This window comes from Variovorax sp. YR216, from assembly GCF_900107745.1.
Taxonomy (GTDB): Bacteria; Pseudomonadota; Gammaproteobacteria; order Burkholderiales; family Burkholderiaceae_C; genus Variovorax.
On sequence record NZ_FNRO01000004.1, the window covers coordinates 358,522 to 372,614 of the forward strand.

19 protein-coding genes are annotated in these 14,093 nt (G+C 64.9%); 12 read left to right on the plus strand and 7 right to left on the minus strand.

All coding sequences use genetic code 11. From position 1 onward, the window contains the following. The first annotated feature begins 51 nt into the window (after positions 1–51). Together queE and BLW05_RS15005 are read left to right on the plus strand one after the other, a co-directional pair. Positions 52–690: a 7-carboxy-7-deazaguanine synthase gene (gene queE / locus BLW05_RS15000; protein WP_093163694.1), complete on the plus strand. Its 639-nt coding sequence runs from the start codon at positions 52–54 to the stop codon at positions 688–690. A gap of 20 nt (positions 691–710) precedes the next feature. Further along, positions 711–1,088, plus strand: a complete 378-nt coding sequence (locus tag BLW05_RS15005; RefSeq protein WP_093164072.1) for a 6-pyruvoyl trahydropterin synthase family protein — start codon at positions 711–713, stop codon at positions 1,086–1,088. A 52-nt stretch (positions 1,089–1,140) separates the two neighbouring features. Here the strand turns inward: BLW05_RS15005 and BLW05_RS15010 are convergent, their stop codons facing one another. From BLW05_RS15010 to BLW05_RS15025, 4 genes are all read right to left on the minus strand, one after another. Next, complete coding sequence (locus BLW05_RS15010) at positions 1,141–2,142, minus strand: NAD(P)H-dependent glycerol-3-phosphate dehydrogenase (RefSeq protein ID WP_093163696.1); 1,002 nt, start codon at positions 2,140–2,142, stop codon at positions 1,141–1,143. Between the two features lie 24 nt (positions 2,143–2,166). Beyond that, on the minus strand, positions 2,167–2,634 hold the full coding sequence (gene secB, locus BLW05_RS15015; protein ID WP_093163698.1) for a protein-export chaperone SecB: 468 nt from the start codon (positions 2,632–2,634) through the stop codon (positions 2,167–2,169). A gap of 97 nt (positions 2,635–2,731) precedes the next feature. Then, positions 2,732–2,992 (minus strand): glutaredoxin 3, encoded by a 261-nt coding sequence (gene grxC / locus BLW05_RS15020; RefSeq protein ID WP_093163700.1) that lies wholly within the window; start codon positions 2,990–2,992, stop codon positions 2,732–2,734. 20 nt (positions 2,993–3,012) lie between these two features. Next, positions 3,013–3,420, minus strand: coding sequence for a rhodanese-like domain-containing protein (locus BLW05_RS15025; protein ID WP_093163702.1), 408 nt, complete (start codon positions 3,418–3,420; stop codon positions 3,013–3,015). Between the two features lie 72 nt (positions 3,421–3,492). On the opposite strand from BLW05_RS15025, the gene gpmA reads away from it, so the two are divergent. The 3 genes from gpmA to BLW05_RS15040 all read left to right on the plus strand — a co-directional run bounded on the left by gpmA (position 3,493) and on the right by BLW05_RS15040 (position 6,592). After that, entirely contained in the window at positions 3,493–4,236 is a 744-nt protein-coding gene (gene gpmA, locus BLW05_RS15030; protein WP_093163704.1) for a 2,3-diphosphoglycerate-dependent phosphoglycerate mutase, read from the plus strand. A 99-nt stretch (positions 4,237–4,335) separates the two neighbouring features. Next, a complete protein-coding gene (locus BLW05_RS15035) occupies positions 4,336–5,778 on the plus strand; it encodes a S41 family peptidase (protein WP_093163706.1) in 1,443 nt (480 codons plus the stop codon). Between the two features lie 55 nt (positions 5,779–5,833). Continuing rightward, positions 5,834–6,592 carry a HesA/MoeB/ThiF family protein gene (locus BLW05_RS15040; RefSeq protein ID WP_093163707.1) on the plus strand — a complete coding sequence of 253 codons (759 nt, stop codon included), beginning with the start codon at positions 5,834–5,836 and terminating at the stop codon, positions 6,590–6,592. An 8-nt stretch (positions 6,593–6,600) separates the two neighbouring features. Here the strand turns inward: BLW05_RS15040 and BLW05_RS15045 are convergent, their stop codons facing one another. After that, positions 6,601–8,643, minus strand: a complete 2,043-nt coding sequence (locus BLW05_RS15045) for an AsmA family protein (protein WP_093163709.1) — start codon at positions 8,641–8,643, stop codon at positions 6,601–6,603. Positions 8,644–9,059: 416 nt separating this feature from the next. Here BLW05_RS15045 and BLW05_RS15050 point away from each other — a divergent pair, with 416 nt between their 5' ends. Then, positions 9,060–9,464, plus strand: a complete 405-nt coding sequence (locus tag BLW05_RS15050; RefSeq protein ID WP_093163711.1) for a response regulator transcription factor — start codon at positions 9,060–9,062, stop codon at positions 9,462–9,464. A 20-nt stretch (positions 9,465–9,484) separates the two neighbouring features. On the opposite strand, the gene BLW05_RS15055 is transcribed toward BLW05_RS15050, so the two are convergent. After that, entirely contained in the window at positions 9,485–10,117 is a 633-nt protein-coding gene (locus BLW05_RS15055) for a response regulator (protein ID WP_028249172.1), read from the minus strand. Between the two features lie 107 nt (positions 10,118–10,224). On the opposite strand from BLW05_RS15055, the gene BLW05_RS15060 reads away from it, so the two are divergent. From BLW05_RS15060 to BLW05_RS15085, 6 genes are all read left to right on the plus strand, one after another. Then, the gene (locus tag BLW05_RS15060; protein WP_256330322.1) at positions 10,225–11,583 is read left to right on the plus strand and encodes a CHASE3 domain-containing protein; all 1,359 of its coding nucleotides are present in this window, start codon (positions 10,225–10,227) and stop codon (positions 11,581–11,583) included. A gap of 168 nt (positions 11,584–11,751) precedes the next feature. Then, the gene (locus tag BLW05_RS15065) at positions 11,752–11,916 is read left to right on the plus strand and encodes a DUF1328 domain-containing protein (RefSeq protein ID WP_093163713.1); all 165 of its coding nucleotides are present in this window, start codon (positions 11,752–11,754) and stop codon (positions 11,914–11,916) included. 53 nt (positions 11,917–11,969) lie between these two features. Next, positions 11,970–12,344: a hypothetical protein gene (locus BLW05_RS15070; protein WP_093163714.1), complete on the plus strand. Its 375-nt coding sequence runs from the start codon at positions 11,970–11,972 to the stop codon at positions 12,342–12,344. A gap of 55 nt (positions 12,345–12,399) precedes the next feature. Beyond that, on the plus strand, positions 12,400–12,780 hold the full coding sequence (locus tag BLW05_RS15075) for a phage holin family protein (protein ID WP_093164075.1): 381 nt from the start codon (positions 12,400–12,402) through the stop codon (positions 12,778–12,780). Beyond that, positions 12,770–13,219, plus strand: a complete 450-nt coding sequence (locus BLW05_RS15080) for a hypothetical protein (RefSeq protein ID WP_093164077.1) — start codon at positions 12,770–12,772, stop codon at positions 13,217–13,219. The genes BLW05_RS15075 and BLW05_RS15080 overlap by 11 nt, the downstream gene beginning before the upstream one ends. Further along, a complete protein-coding gene (locus tag BLW05_RS15085; RefSeq protein WP_093163716.1) occupies positions 13,216–13,764 on the plus strand; it encodes a ferritin-like domain-containing protein in 549 nt (182 codons plus the stop codon). The genes BLW05_RS15080 and BLW05_RS15085 overlap by 4 nt, the downstream gene beginning before the upstream one ends. 61 nt (positions 13,765–13,825) lie before the next feature. Here BLW05_RS15085 and BLW05_RS15090 read toward each other — a convergent pair whose 3' ends face one another. Then, positions 13,826–14,023, minus strand: a complete 198-nt coding sequence (locus BLW05_RS15090) for a CsbD family protein (RefSeq protein WP_093163718.1) — start codon at positions 14,021–14,023, stop codon at positions 13,826–13,828. Positions 14,024–14,093 lie beyond the last annotated feature (70 nt).

The following is a 14,093-nucleotide window of genomic DNA, read 5'->3' on the forward strand; positions in this document are numbered from 1 at the left end:
GATCCAATCCCATCGCGGAACACCCTCCGCATATCCCTGAACCGGGACGCAATGACTTACACCGTCAAGGAAATCTTCTACACACTGCAAGGCGAAGGCGGCCAGGCCGGCATGCCCGCGGTGTTCTGCCGCTTTGCCGGCTGCAACCTGTGGAACGGCCGCGAAAGCGACCGCGCCAGCGCCGTCTGCCGCTTCTGCGATACCGACTTCGTGGGCACCGATGGCACGCTGGGCGGCAAGTTCACCAGCCCGGCGCAGCTCGCCGACACCATCGCCGCGCAGTGGCCGGCCGGCGACGAGGCGCACCGGCTGGTCGTGATCACCGGCGGCGAACCGCTGATGCAACTGGATGCACCGCTCATTGCCGAGCTGCATGCTCGCCACTTTCGGATCGCAGCGGAAAGCAATGGCACCCTGATCGCGCCCGAAGGCATTGACTGGCTTTGCGTCAGTCCGAAGGCCGGCGCGCCGTGGGTGCAGCGCAGCGGGCAGGAGCTCAAGGTCGTATGGCCACAGCCTGGACTGGATCTGGACATCCTCCGCGCCGAAGGCCGCTTCGCACACTATTTCCTGCAACCGATGGACGGCCCCACGCAGGCCGAGAACATCGCGTTGTGCATCGACACCTGCATGCGCCATCCCGGCTGGCGCCTCAGCCTGCAGACGCACAAACTCACCGGCATCCGCTGATGCCCGGCACGAAACCGAACATGTCCGCACAGCAATTCACCCTGAGCCAGCGCTTCTTCTTCGACGCCGCGCATACCCTGCACCGCGAGATCGAAGCCGAGGGCAGCCGGCGCATCCACGGCCATACCTATCACGCGGAGGTCGCGGTTCGCGGGCCGCGCGACGCCCGCACCGGCATGGTCATCGACCTCGGCGTGCTGCGCGCACGCCTGCAAGCCCTTCGCACGAAGCTCGACCACCACCTGCTCGACGAGGTGCCAGGCCTGGGCATTCCCACGCTGGAGAACCTCTGTCTGTACATCGCCAACGCACTGGCCGACATGCAGCCGCCGCCCGCGCGCGTGCGCATCTGGCGCGATGCTCTGGGCGACGAGTGCGAGCTGAGTCTGGTCGATTGACCGCGCCAGTTCAGCGACTTGCTACGTTCATCGGATCGAAACGAGGCGAAGCTCAGGCGGATTCGCTGCCGGGCTCGCGCGCCATGAGTTCGGCGACTGCTTCCGCGGGCCGCACGCGCCCGTCGAGCACCGCCACCACGCCGGCCGAAATCGGCATCTCGACACCCATGTGCCGCGCACGCTGCACGACGGTACGAGCGCAATAGACGCCCTCAGCCACATGCCCGAGCGAATCGACCGCCTGGGACAGTGTCTGGCCCTGCGCCAGCAGAAGGCCGACCTTGCGGTTGCGCGACAGGTCGCCGGTGGCGGTCAGGACGAGATCGCCGAGACCGGAAAGCCCCATGAAAGTTTCGGGACGTGCGCCGAGCGCCACGCCGAAGCGCGTCATTTCGGCAAGGCCCCGGGTGATGAGCGCCGCCCGGGCATTGAGCCCCAGCGACAGCCCGTCGGCCAGCCCGGTCGCGATCGCGAGGACGTTCTTGACCGCACCGCCGACCTCGACGCCGACGATGTCGTCGTTGGCGTAAACCCGCAGGGCGGGCCCATGAAAAGCCTCCACCAGTGCCTTGCGTACATCGGCATGGGGGCTCGCGGCGACAAGTGCCGTGGGTCGGCCCTGGGCTACTTCCTGCGCGAAGCTGGGCCCGCTCAGGACGCCGGCGGCAAGCCGGGGCGCGACCTGGGCCTGGATTTCGTGGGCCAGCAGCCCTTCGCCACCGACCCCGGCGAGCGCGGGCTCGACCCCCTTGGAGAGCCAGGCAACAGGACAGCGCAACCCATCGAGCATGCCAAGCTGCTCGCGCAACGCGGCCATCGGCGTTGCGATGATGACGAGTTCGGCAGATTTCGCCGCGGCGAGCGCGTCGCCGGACGCGATGGTGATGGATGGAGGAAGCGCAACGCCCGGCAGGTAGCGCGCGTTCACGCGCGCTGCCGACATGGCTTGCACCTGGGCGGCGTCACGGGCCCAGAGCGTGACCGCGTGACGGCCGGAAGCGTTGACCGCCAGCGCCGTACCCCAGGCACCGGCGCCGAGCACGCAGACTTTCATCGGCGGCGGGAGCGCAGTTGCGGCTTACTGCGTGATGATCGGCGAAGCCTGGTTGGCGGCTGCCTGCGCCTGCTGCTGCTCGAACATCGCCTGGAAGTTGATTTCGGCGAGGTGCACCGGCGGGAAGCCACCGCGCTGGATCACGTCGGCGACATTGCCGCGCAGGTAGGGGTAGACGATCTGCGGGCAGGCAATGCCGAGGATCGGGCCCATCTGCTCTTCGGGCAGGTTGCGGATTTCGAAGATGCCGGCCTGCTTGGCCTCGACCAGGAACACCGTCTTCTCGCCGATCTTGGTCTGCACGGTGGCCGACACGGTGATCTCGAAGATGCCGTCGGTCACGGGCTGCGCGTCGACGCCGAGCTGGATGTCGACGGTCGGCTGCTGCTGTTCGAGCAGGATGGCCGGCGAATTGGGTTGCTCGAGCGAGAGATCCTTCAGATAGACGCGCTGGATCTGAAAGACGGGATCTTGTGCTTGCTGGTCGGCCATGGCTGAACTTTCTAGGGTCAAAACAACGCCCGCCCGGGATATTCCCAGAGCGGGCTTCTGGATGTAGCGGGCGATTATCGCCCGTGAAAACGACGTCTCAGGCGCCTTGGAGCAGCGGCATCAGGCCGCCGCGGCCATCGAGCGCGATCAGGTCGTCGCAGCCGCCGACATGCGTGTCGCCGATGAAGATCTGCGGCACCGTGCGACGCTGGGTGATGTCCATCATCGTGGCCCGCGCCTGGGGATCGCTGTCGATGCGGATCTCTTCGATCTGCTCCACGCCCTTGGACTTGAGGATTTGCTTCGCGCGAATGCAGTAAGGGCAAACGGCGGTGGTGTACATCTTGACGGATTGCATGAGTCGTAAGTCTGGAAAATTCAGGCCTTTTCAACCGGCAGGTTAGCCTCTTTCCAGGACTTGAGTCCGCCCGACACCGCTTGGGCTTGCTCGTAGCCCAGCTTCTTGGCGGTCGCCACCGCGCGTTGCGCCCGCGCTCCAGTGGCACAAATCAGCAACAAAGGCAACGATTTGTTCTTCACCGCACCGGGGAGCTTCTGTTCGAGTTCATTGAGCGGTACGTTCTTGGCGCCGGTCACATGGCCCGCGGCAAACTCCTCCGGCTCCCGGACATCGACCACCACGGCACGCTCGCGATTGATCAACTGCACCGCCCCTTGCGCCGTCAGCGAGCCGCTGCTGGCCCCACGCAACATCGGCCAGAAGAGCATGCCTCCCGAGGCCAGTGCGATCAGGATGAGCATCCAGTTGTCGACGATGAATTTCACGGTGTTCCTTGAGTGGCAAACCCCGGATTTTAGAATGTCGGGTTTCCGACCGCGTTCCCAAAGGCTTCCCTCATGCACAAACTGGTATTGATCCGCCACGGCGAATCGACCTGGAATCTCGAAAACCGCTTCACCGGCTGGACCGATGTCGATCTCACGGCCACCGGCGTCGAACAGGCCAAGCAGGCCGGCCGACTGCTCAGGGCGGAGGGCTACGAATTCGACGTGGCCTACACGAGCGTCTTGAAGCGTGCCACCCGTACCCTGTGGCACACGCTCGATGAGCTCGATCGCACCTGGCTGCCGGTTGTGCATTCCTGGCGCCTCAACGAACGCCACTACGGCGCGCTCCAGGGCCTCAACAAGGCGGAAACCGCCAAGAAATACGGCGACGATCAGGTCCTGGTCTGGCGTCGCAGCTACGGCACGCCGCCACCGCCGCTGGAGTCGAACGACCCGCGCAGCGAGCGGACCGACATCCGCTACGCGAAGCTGTCGCCGGAACAGATTCCGCTGACCGAGTGCCTGAAAGACACCGTCGCGCGCGTGCTGCCCTTCTGGAACGAATCCATGGCGCCCGCGATCCGCGCCGGCCGCAGGCTGGTCGTTGCGGCGCACGGCAACTCCATCCGCGCGCTGGTCAAGTACCTGGACGGGATTTCCGACGATGCGATCGTCGGCCTGAACATTCCCAACGGAATTCCTCTGGTCTACGAACTGGACGATGATCTCAAGCCGCTGCGCCACTACTACCTCGGCGATGCGGATGCGGCCGAGAAGGCCGCCGCCGCGATCGCGGCGCAAGGCAAAGGTTGACCAAAATCCTCCAGAGTTCGAGTCATTCACGGAACCCGGACAGACAAGTAGCTTCCAAGCTGTGTATATTGATTTGACAGGCGACAAGGACTCTTACACATGGGCCAGAAACTGAAAATTGGCGGCTGGATCGCCGCAGGTGCCGTTGCTGGCGCGCTGACCACGGTGTCACTGCAAACCGTCGCGCGCGGTTCGCTGGCCCCCCTGCCTCTGGAGGAACTGCAGCAGCTCGCCGCGGTCTTCGGCATGGTCAAGACCGACTATGTCGAGCCGGTCGATGAGAAGAAGCTCATCTCCGACGCCATCTCCGGCATGGTCGCGGGGCTCGATCCGCATTCGCAGTATTTCGACAAGAAGTCGTTCAAGGAATTTCGCGAAGGCACCACCGGCCGCTTCGTCGGCGTCGGCATCGAGATCTCGCAGGAAGACGGACTGGTCAAGGTCGTCTCGCCCATCGAAGGATCCCCGGCCTTCCGCGCCGGCCTGAAGCCGAACGACCTGATCACCAAGATCGACGACACCGCCGTTCGCGGCCTGACGCTCAACGAAGCCGTCAAGCGCATGCGCGGCGAGGCCAACACCAAGGTCCTGCTGACGATCTACCGCAAGGACGAGAACCGCACCTTCCCCGTGACGATCACACGCGAGGAAATCCGCACCCAATCGGTGCGCGGCAAGGTCTTCGAGCCGGGCTATGCGTGGATTCGCCTGTCGCAGTTCCAGGAACGCACAGTCGACGACTTCGTCAAGAAGGTCGAGGAGATCTACAAGCAGGAGCCCAACCTCAAGGGGCTCGTGCTCGATCTGCGCAACGATCCGGGCGGCCTGCTCGATTCCGCCGTCGCGATTTCCGCCGCCTTCCTGCCAGAGAACGTGACCGTCGTTTCGACCGATGGCCAGCTGGCGGAAAGCAAGGCCGTCTACAAGGCCGCGCCCGAGTTCTACCAGCGCCGCGCCGGCAGCGACCCGCTGCGTGGTCTGCCGGCGGCACTCAAGACCGTGCCGCTCGTGGTGCTCGTCAACGAAGGCTCCGCCTCCGCCAGCGAAATCGTCGCCGGTGCGCTGCAGGACCACAAGCGCGCGACCGTCATGGGCAGCCAGACTTTCGGCAAGGGCTCCGTGCAGACGGTCCGTCCGCTCGGCCCCGACACCGGCCTGAAGATCACGACCGCCCGCTACTACACGCCGAGCGGCACCTCGATCCAGGCCAAGGGCATCGTGCCCAATGTGCTGGTCGATGAAAGCGCCGAGGGCAGCCCCTACGCCGCCCTGCGCATGCGCGAGGCCGACCTCGAAAAGCATCTGGCCAGCGGCCAAGGCCCCGAGGTCAAGGACACCGAGCGCGAGAAGGCACGCGACGAAGCCCGCAAACGCCTCGAGGAAGAGGCCAAGAAGCCGCCTCAGGACCGCAAGGTTCCGGAGTTCGGCTCCGACCAGGACTTCCCGCTGGTCCAGGCGTTCAACCGCCTCAAGGGCCAGCCGGTGCTCGTGAGCAAGACGCAGGTGATCGTCGACAACAAGGAAGAGAAGAAGGAAAACTGACCCTTGGGGGGCGGCCCGGTATCGGGCCAAGACCCTGGGGCGTCTCGCACGGCGCATGGAAGACGAACACCTCCTGCGCTATTCGCGCCACATCCTCCTGGAAGAGTTCGGCATCGACGGCCAGGCGCGCGTCAGTGCGGCGCACGCGCTCATCATCGGCGCTGGCGGCCTGGGATCGCCGGTCGCGCTCTATCTCGCCGCGGCGGGTGTCGGCCGGATCACGCTCGTCGACGATGACGAACTCGACCTGACCAATCTCCAGCGGCAGATCGCGCACACCACCGCGCGCGTCGGCATGTCCAAGGTCGATTCGGCTGCGGAAGCGATGCGCGCCATCAATCCGGACATATCGATCGAAGCCATCAGGCTGCGGGCCGACGACGGGCTTCTTTCCCGGCGTGTCGCCGAGGCGGACGTGGTCGTCGATTGCAGCGACAACTTCCAGACCCGGCATGCGGTCAATCGGGCATGCGTGGCACATGCCAAGCCCTTGGTCGCCGGCGCGGCGATCCGCTTCGATGGGCAACTCAGCGTCTACGACACACGCGATGCGGCCTCCCCCTGCTATGCCTGCATCTTCCCGCCCGACGCCGACTTCGAGGAAACGCGATGCGCGGTGCTCGGCGTTTTCGCGCCTGTGGTCGGCACGATCGGGACCTTGCAAGCCAACGAAGCGCTCAAGCTTCTGGCGGGAATCGGCCCCTCTCTTGCCGGCAGCCTGCTGATGTTCGATGGCCGGCGTTCGGCTTTCGACAGCCTGCGCGTCGCGCGCGATCCGGGTTGCAGCGTGTGCGGCCATCGCCCGGCCGCCTGACCGGTCAACTAACTGCGACTTCCCGCGAGGGCGGGCTGTTTCCTCGCCTTGGCCGCACCGGCGGCGGCCTCACCCGACTCGGGCTTGCGTGCCTGCGTCAGAACTTCCGTGCAATCCGCATCCTGCCCAGGACCCGTCTCGATCGTGGCCGCGAGCGCAAGCAGCGGGTTGATGGCACCCAGGGCCAACGCAGCGGCACCGCGGGCCGCCAGCGGCGCGGCTTCGACACCGACTTTCGGCGTCGCGAAAGTGCCGCGGATCAGAAGCGGTGTCCGCATCGCGAGAATGCTCTTGTCCTTGGGCCGAGGCTCGATGACGAGGTTCATCTTCTCGTCGGCAAGGCTGATGTCGCCCGTTCCGTTGAAAACGGTGTCGCTCGTGTCCAGGAGCAGGTTGCGGCCGCGCATCACGCCCCTGCCGACGTCGAAGGCCACCGCGGCGCACCGCAGGGTCACCTCGCGGTCGCCTTCGAGCAGGAACTTGATGATCTCGCCGCCGTCGAGTCCGAAGACCTCGAGCAGCAGGTTGCTCATCTGACCTCGGCCGGTCATCGCGGCGACGTCGCCCGACGCGCCCCCAAGCCATCCGGCCACCGAATTGCCGCGTCCCGACAGGTTGATGCGACCGTCCAGTTTGCCGAAGCTGCTCTTGAGCTTTTCCACCTTGGGGATGAGGCGCTCGAGCTGCATCGAACGCACGTCCAGCGCCGCACGGACGTCGGCCGGGTTCTGCGTGGCATCGATGCGGATCTTGCCGGTGACCTTGCCGCTTGCCACGCCCAGGTCGAGCGGATCGAGCGTCAACACACCATCTTTCAGCGTCACTTGCACGCTGCCCTTGTCCAGCGGCAACTGGCGCACATTGTCGATGCGATCGGCCACGTACTTCACATCGGCGTTCATGGCCCGAAGTCGCTCGAAGTCCAGCGGCGCGTCGGGAAGCACCTTCCGGTTCGGATCCGGCCGCCCCTGCTTCGTCTGCGAAATTGTCGGCGGCGGCGCGACGCCTTCCACCGCGTGGGCTGAACGGGCGGTCGGCGCCAGGCCGATGAGCGGTCCAAGGTCATCCATGTCGAGCACGCGCGAGCGGAGCGCGCCGCCCAGATGCGGCACCTTCCGGGCCTTGTCGAACTGCATGTCGCCGACAATGTCGGAGAGGCCCAGCCGGCCCGACAAGGCCCGCAGCTCCCACAGATCGCCGTTTTTTCGGAGATTGCCCTTGATCGCGTACGGCGGCGTCTGCGGCAACGCCACGCCGAGCACCGGATAGAGGTTGCCGAGGTTCTGGCCTCGCATGTCGACCTGCGCATCCAGGCCGTCGAGGCTGGCCAGCTCGGCCACCGTGCCTTTGGCCTTGAGGTGGGCCGTGCCGGCGCGCAGGTCGATCTCGATCGGGAAAGGCGCGTGCCCGCCCGAATTGAGTTCGAGCACATCGCCCGTTCGGCCTTCGCCCTTCAGGGGCTGGCGATGAAGGAGCCCATTGATCGCGTACTGCAGTGGCATGTCGCCGCGGCTGCTGTCGTAGTCGAACTGGACACGCAGGTCGAGTTCCTGATGCCTTGCGAGGAAGTCCACGCTGCCGCCGTCCACCTGCACCAGACCGATGGTCGGAACGGTGCCCGTATCGGCGCTGTCCTTGCTCAGTGCCCAGGTGCGCCGGCCGTCCTCTTCGAGCTGGAGGCCGATCTCCGGCGAACTGAGCTTCAGTCGCGGAAGAACGAGCCTCCCGGCCAACAGCCGCCAGTAGGCAATCTCGAACTCGGCACGCTCGGCGCGCAACAGATAGCGATCGCGGGCCCACCCGGGATTGGCGAACTCGACGCCGTCGAGCTCAATGGTGGCAAGGTGCAGGCCCGGCTTCACGTCGAGCTTTCGCGTGATCTCGAACTTGCGTCCAGTCCGCTCGCTGACAAAGCGATTGACCGGTTCGCGCAGCACATCCCACGGGAAGAAGATGACAACCAGGACCAGCGCGACCACGAGCCCAAGCAGAATCGCGCCCAACCGGATCCACGCCGATCCATGGTTCGAGACAGGGAGGACCGCAGTCACCGAACGAACCTTCAGTCGATGCCCACCGCGGCGCTCGCTGATGTCAGGGCAGCCGGCGCTCCTCCGGCGACAGTGAGCGCAGCCATCAGTGTCAGCACACCGAAGGCGACGTAACTCCAAAGAATCTGCATTTCAGGGCTCCTCGGCAAGCTCTGGTTCAGTCGGGCCGCTTCATGTGCCCTGTCCGGAGAGCGTACGAGGGCTGCCACCACCGCCGCGTCGGCATCGCACCGCATGCGCTGTGGGGACGGACCTACGAGTGCGGCTTCCGAGCAACACTCGTAAGAACAAGCCTACAGCGGCTGGACGCGCTTCCCTGCATCATCGGGCCTAATATTCCGTAGCATTTGCAACGACAGCTTTCCTTGGGGGCAAGCAGTTCGTAGCCAGGCTCGCCAAGGGGGCAAGCGGTTCTCATGGACCCCAGATTGAAAACCTACATCGTCGAAGACAACGTCACGATCCGAGAGAATCTCGTCGGCACTCTGGAAGAGCTCACGTGCATTTCGACGATCGGCTTCGCAGAGACGGAAGCCGAGGCGACTCAATGGCTGAGCGAAAACAAAGACGAATGGGAACTCGCCATCATCGACCTCTTCCTCAAACAGGGGAGCGGCCTGGGCGTTCTCCAGGCCTGCATGTCGCGGCGCCCTGGCCAGAAAGTGGTGGTGCTGAGCAACTACGCGACGCCGGACATACGCAAGCGGTGTGCGCAATTCGGGGTCGATGCAGTCTTCGACAAGTCGAACGAAATCGATGGACTCATCGATTTCTGCATCGCCCAGTCCGCCGCGCTACGGCAGACGGCCAGCCGAAACTGACCGCGCCGCAAGCAGCCGATTCAATCGATCAGCTTGTTCTTCAGCGCGTAGTAGGTGAGGTCGCTGTTGGACGAGAGATTCATCTTCTCCATCAACCGCGTGCGATACGTGCTGACGGTCTTCACCGACAGGGACAAGGTCTTCGCGATGTCCCCGGCGGTCTCTCCCTTGGCGAGCTTGAGGAACACCTGGAACTCGCGTTCCGAGAGCTGCTCGTGCGGCGCGGCGTCATCCTTGCGATCGAGCTGGCGCGCGAGCAGTTCCGCGACGGCGGGCGTGATGTAGCGGCGCCCCAGCGAGATGGTGCGAATCGCATTCACGATCTCGATCGGATCGCACTCCTTGTTGAGATACCCGCTCGCGCCCTGGCGGATGAGGTTCATCGCGTAGTGCTCTTCGGGATAGCCGCTGAGGATGAGGATCCCGACATCGGGTGCCTTCGCGCGGATCATCGCAAGCGCGTCGATGCCGCTTTGTCCCGGCATGGAAAGGTCCATCACGAGCACATCGAGTTCAGTGGTGCGGACGAGTTCGATCGCCTCGCGCCCACTCGCAGCTTCACCCACCACGCGCAGGTCGACATGCTCGGAAAAGAACTGCCGCAAACCGGAGCGAACGATGGCGTGGTCGTCCACAATTCCAATCTTGATCATCTGTTACCTTCACTGTTGAATCGCGGCTTTTTGCGTCGCAACATGCCGGTCCCTGGCCTGTTTCGATTATTCCCGAATTTGATTTCTCGGCATCGCTCGGAGACCCCATGCGCTGGCTAGCTTTCCCGAAGATGGCGCTGAGCCTCACGCTGGCGACTCTCGCGGCCCTCGTGCTCGTGGGCATCAACGAAGCCGGCTATCGCCAATCCCGCCAGGCCCTCGAGGAGGTGAGCGATGCGCAGCGCGCGCGCGTCGTGCTGAACCTCATGCTTCAGAACATACTCGATGCTGAAACGGGCCAGCGCGGCTATCTGCTGACAGGCGAGCCCCGCTACCGCGAGCCTTACGACGCTGCGGTCAAGCAGGTCGACGGCCATCTCGCCGCGCTGCAACTGCTCTATGCGAACCGGCCGACCCAGCTCGCGCAGCTGAACCAGCTCGCCAAGCACGTCTCGAAGAAGCTCGCCGAGATGGACATGAGCGTGCGGCTGCGCCAACGCGGCAACGAGGATGCCTGGAAGTTCGTCATCACGACCGATGTGGGCCGCGAAGAGATGGACGCCATCCGCAACGAGGTCGGGGACCTGGTTGCGCTCAGCAGTGACGAGCTCACGCGCGGACAGCTACAGATCGTGAAGTCGCTGCGGTTCGCGCGCATCGGCATCGCCATCGTCGCGCTCGCCGCGCTCGTCGCGTTCTACCTCTACCTGAGGCAGAGCCACGCCTTGCGCAAGGCCGGAGAACGGCAGCAGCAGGCCCTCGAACTCGAGCGCAACGCGCTGGAGGACGAAGTGCGCGAACGCACCGCAACGCTCGCCGAACTCGCGACTCACCTGCAGCAGGTGCGCGAGACCGAACGCGGCTTTCTCGCGCGCGAGCTGCACGACGAGCTGGGCTCGCTGCTCACTGCCGCCAAGCTCGATGTCGCGCGGCTGAAGTCGCGGATGACCGAACTGCCGGATGCGATCCAGCGGCTGCAGCACCTCAACGACCTCCTCAACAGCGGCATTGCGCTCAAGCGCCGCATCATCGAGGACCTGCGGCCTTCGTCGCTTTCCAACCTCGGGCTGGTCGCGTCATTGGAGATCCTCGGCCGCGAATTCGCGGAGCGCTCGAACATCGAGATCGAGATGGTGCTCGAGCCGGTGATGTTGAACGAGGCCAACCAGCTCACGGTCTACCGGATGGTGCAGGAGGGGCTGACGAACATCGTCAAGTACGCGCAGGCGACCGAGGCCAGCATCGTCATGAAGAACTACGGCAATCACGTGGTCGTCGAAGTGACCGACAACGGCAAGGGCTTCGACCCGCAGCACCATCGGCCCTCGAGCCACGGCCTGGCCGGCATGCGCCATCGCGTGGAGGCCGCCAAGGGCCGGCTCACCGTCACGTCCAAGCCGGGCCAGGGCACTCGATTGAGCGCGGTACTGCCAGCCAACCCGGTTCCATCTGCCGCCGTGGCGTGAGCCCGCGGCCTGCCGCTCACCCGGGGCTCCAAAGGCATTCGGCCCTCTCCTACGCCTCGCGGCCGCCGCTGCTGACAGGGTCGCCGCGGGGCGACTCTTAACGTTGATCCAAGCGTGTTCCCAAAGGCGCGCTTTCACATCAACGCGGCCACATCAAAGGAGTCAAGCATGTTGCACTACGCAGTCGTGTTCCTGGTCATTGCCCTGATCGCAGCCATCTTCGGATTCGGCGGCATCGCAGCAAGTGCAGTGGGCATCGCCAAGATCCTGTTCATCATCTTCCTGGTCCTCGCGCTGGCCAGTTTCATCGCGGGCTTGATACGACGCGGGTAGCGTCGGTACGATGAGCAGGTCCTCGCAACCAATTTCCCGGAAGGATTTTTTTCATGAACACGACCATCAAGACTCCCCAGCAGCTGGCCGAAGACGCGCGTCAGACCGCAGCCGATGCAATCGACACGACGCGGGCCTATGCGCAGAACGCCGTGAACGCGGCGGGGGAAAAGGTGCGCGACCTGCGTCGCGACGCAGAGCCCGCCGTGGAACAGCTCGCGGCCCGCGTTCAGCAGGCCGTGCAACGCGGCCTGGACGCGGCATCGACCACCAGTGCCCGCGCGCAGCGCCGCCTGGAACAGGCGGCCGACGTCACGGGCAAGTACATCGCCGATCAACCCGTGCGCTCGGTGCTCATTGCCGCCGCGGCCGGCGCAGCCATCACCGCGCTCATCGTGCTCGCAAGCCGCCGCCGGGACGACTACTGATCTGAGTCCCTGACGTTCATCGGCGGCTCGCGACGAGCCTCAATTGCCCGGCACCATGCTTCATCCCATCTACTCCACGGTGCTCGGGCATCCCGAGCTGATCGCCGATCACCTCGCCAACTATGGCGCGCTCCTTCGCGAAGAAGCGCAGGAGGCCAGTCGCAGCCTGGTCGCCCGAATGGTCGCGGGCGTTCTGGCTGTGGTGAGCGTCATGCTGGCGCTCGGTCTCATCGGCGTGGCGATCATGCTCGCAGCGATGCATGACCGGTTCCACTGGACGCTCGTGGCCGTCCCCGGGGTCGCGATGCTGATCGCGCTGATCTCGGCGCTCTACGCTGCGCGGCAGCGCGATCTCCATGGCTTCGCGGAACTGCGGGCGCAGGTTGAGGCCGACATCCATGCGCTTCATCTCGCCGGAGAAGGCCATGAGCACTGAGCGCGAACAGCTCACGCCGCAGCAGCGCCTCTCACTCTCGCGTCGTGCGTTGATCGCGCAACTCCAAGGGGACAAGGACGAACGGCCTGGAGACTGGCTCGATGCGGCGCCCGACGGGTCGCCGCAACAGGTCGACGGGCAACACGGCATTGCGTGGAGCCAGGTGGCGAACCATGTGGTGCGGCGCTGGTGGCGCCGCCACCCTGCCAACGCAGCGGGCCAGCTTGCCCGGCCGGTGCTCGAGCGCTATGCGCGAGAGCAGCCCGCGAAGCTGGTCGCCGCAGCCGCTGCCACGGGTGCGCTCGTCGTTCTGGTCAGGCCATGGCGGCTGCTGTCGATCACCGCCATCCTGGCCGCCGTGCTCAAGACATCGGACGTGGCCGACCTCGTGACCACGCTGATGAAGAAAACAGCCAACCCACGAAAGGATGCCCCATGAACACCGCCGTCAAAGAACGCCCCGACCGCCTCGTCCTGAATCAGAAAGCCATCGACGCCGCGGCCTCGAAGGACCTCGACGAAGGCGCCGTGACGCCCAGCTACGGGCCCTGGCGCGACGACATCGTCAAGCTGCTCAACGATGCCCTCGCCACCGAGCTCGTGTGCGTGCTGCGCTACAAACGCCACTATTTCACGGCCAATGGCGAGGCATCGCCGAAGATCGCCGAGGAGTTCCTGGTTCATGCGAACGAGGAATCCGCGCATGCGGACAAGATCGCCGAGCGCATCGTGCAACTCGGCGGCGAGCCGGATTTCGGACCGAAGACGCTTCTCGATCGCAGCCATGCGGACTACGACGAATCGCTGGACCTGCAGGCCATGGTGCGCGCCAACCTCGTGGCCGAGCGCATCGCGGTGGAAACCTACCGCCAGATGATCGCGCTGATTGGCGACAAGGACCCGACCACACGCCGCATGCTCGAGGAAATCCTCAGCGACGAGGAAGAACACGCGGACGAGCTCAAGGACTGGCTCGGTCACTGAAGCCGCGATTCCCGCACCTCACAAGAAAGCCCGGCATGCCGGGCTTTCTTCTGGGCGTCGCTCAGGGCTTGTCCGCCTCGCTGCGTAGCGCGTCCTTGACCTGCTCCTTGGTGTCGCCGTAGGTCTTCTGCACCTTGCCGGCGGCCTGGTCCACCTGGCCTTCCGCCTTCAGCTTGTCGCTGCCGATCACCTTGCCTGCCGCTTCCTTGAGCTTGCCCTTGGCTTCTTCCACGCGGCCTGAAACTTGATCCTTGTTCATGAGATTTCCTTTGCGAGTTGATGGAGGTTCACCGATGGTTCATTCGAACCACGTTCTCCAATCTACGCAG

Excerpts from the sequence above, each read along its gene's own strand:
- queE (WP_093163694.1), top strand. The coding sequence starts at position 52 with ATGACTTACACCGTCAAGGAAATCTTCTACACACTGCAAGGCGAAGGC.
- BLW05_RS15005 (WP_093164072.1), top strand. The coding sequence starts at position 711 with ATGTCCGCACAGCAATTCACCCTGAGCCAGCGCTTCTTCTTCGACGCC.
- BLW05_RS15010 (WP_093163696.1), bottom strand. The coding sequence starts at position 2,142 with ATGAAAGTCTGCGTGCTCGGCGCCGGTGCCTGGGGTACGGCGCTGGCG.
- secB (WP_093163698.1), bottom strand. The coding sequence starts at position 2,634 with ATGGCCGACCAGCAAGCACAAGATCCCGTCTTTCAGATCCAGCGCGTC.
- grxC (WP_093163700.1), bottom strand. The coding sequence starts at position 2,992 with ATGCAATCCGTCAAGATGTACACCACCGCCGTTTGCCCTTACTGCATT.
- gpmA (WP_093163704.1), top strand. The coding sequence starts at position 3,493 with ATGCACAAACTGGTATTGATCCGCCACGGCGAATCGACCTGGAATCTC.
- BLW05_RS15035 (WP_093163706.1), top strand. The coding sequence starts at position 4,336 with ATGGGCCAGAAACTGAAAATTGGCGGCTGGATCGCCGCAGGTGCCGTT.
- BLW05_RS15040 (WP_093163707.1), top strand. The coding sequence starts at position 5,834 with ATGGAAGACGAACACCTCCTGCGCTATTCGCGCCACATCCTCCTGGAA.
- BLW05_RS15050 (WP_093163711.1), top strand. The coding sequence starts at position 9,060 with ATGGACCCCAGATTGAAAACCTACATCGTCGAAGACAACGTCACGATC.
- BLW05_RS15055 (WP_028249172.1), bottom strand. The coding sequence starts at position 10,117 with ATGATCAAGATTGGAATTGTGGACGACCACGCCATCGTTCGCTCCGGT.
- BLW05_RS15060 (WP_256330322.1), top strand. The coding sequence starts at position 10,225 with ATGCGCTGGCTAGCTTTCCCGAAGATGGCGCTGAGCCTCACGCTGGCG.
- BLW05_RS15065 (WP_093163713.1), top strand. The coding sequence starts at position 11,752 with ATGTTGCACTACGCAGTCGTGTTCCTGGTCATTGCCCTGATCGCAGCC.
- BLW05_RS15070 (WP_093163714.1), top strand. The coding sequence starts at position 11,970 with ATGAACACGACCATCAAGACTCCCCAGCAGCTGGCCGAAGACGCGCGT.
- BLW05_RS15075 (WP_093164075.1), top strand. The coding sequence starts at position 12,400 with ATGCTTCATCCCATCTACTCCACGGTGCTCGGGCATCCCGAGCTGATC.
- BLW05_RS15080 (WP_093164077.1), top strand. The coding sequence starts at position 12,770 with ATGAGCACTGAGCGCGAACAGCTCACGCCGCAGCAGCGCCTCTCACTC.
- BLW05_RS15085 (WP_093163716.1), top strand. The coding sequence starts at position 13,216 with ATGAACACCGCCGTCAAAGAACGCCCCGACCGCCTCGTCCTGAATCAG.
- BLW05_RS15090 (WP_093163718.1), bottom strand. The coding sequence starts at position 14,023 with ATGAACAAGGATCAAGTTTCAGGCCGCGTGGAAGAAGCCAAGGGCAAG.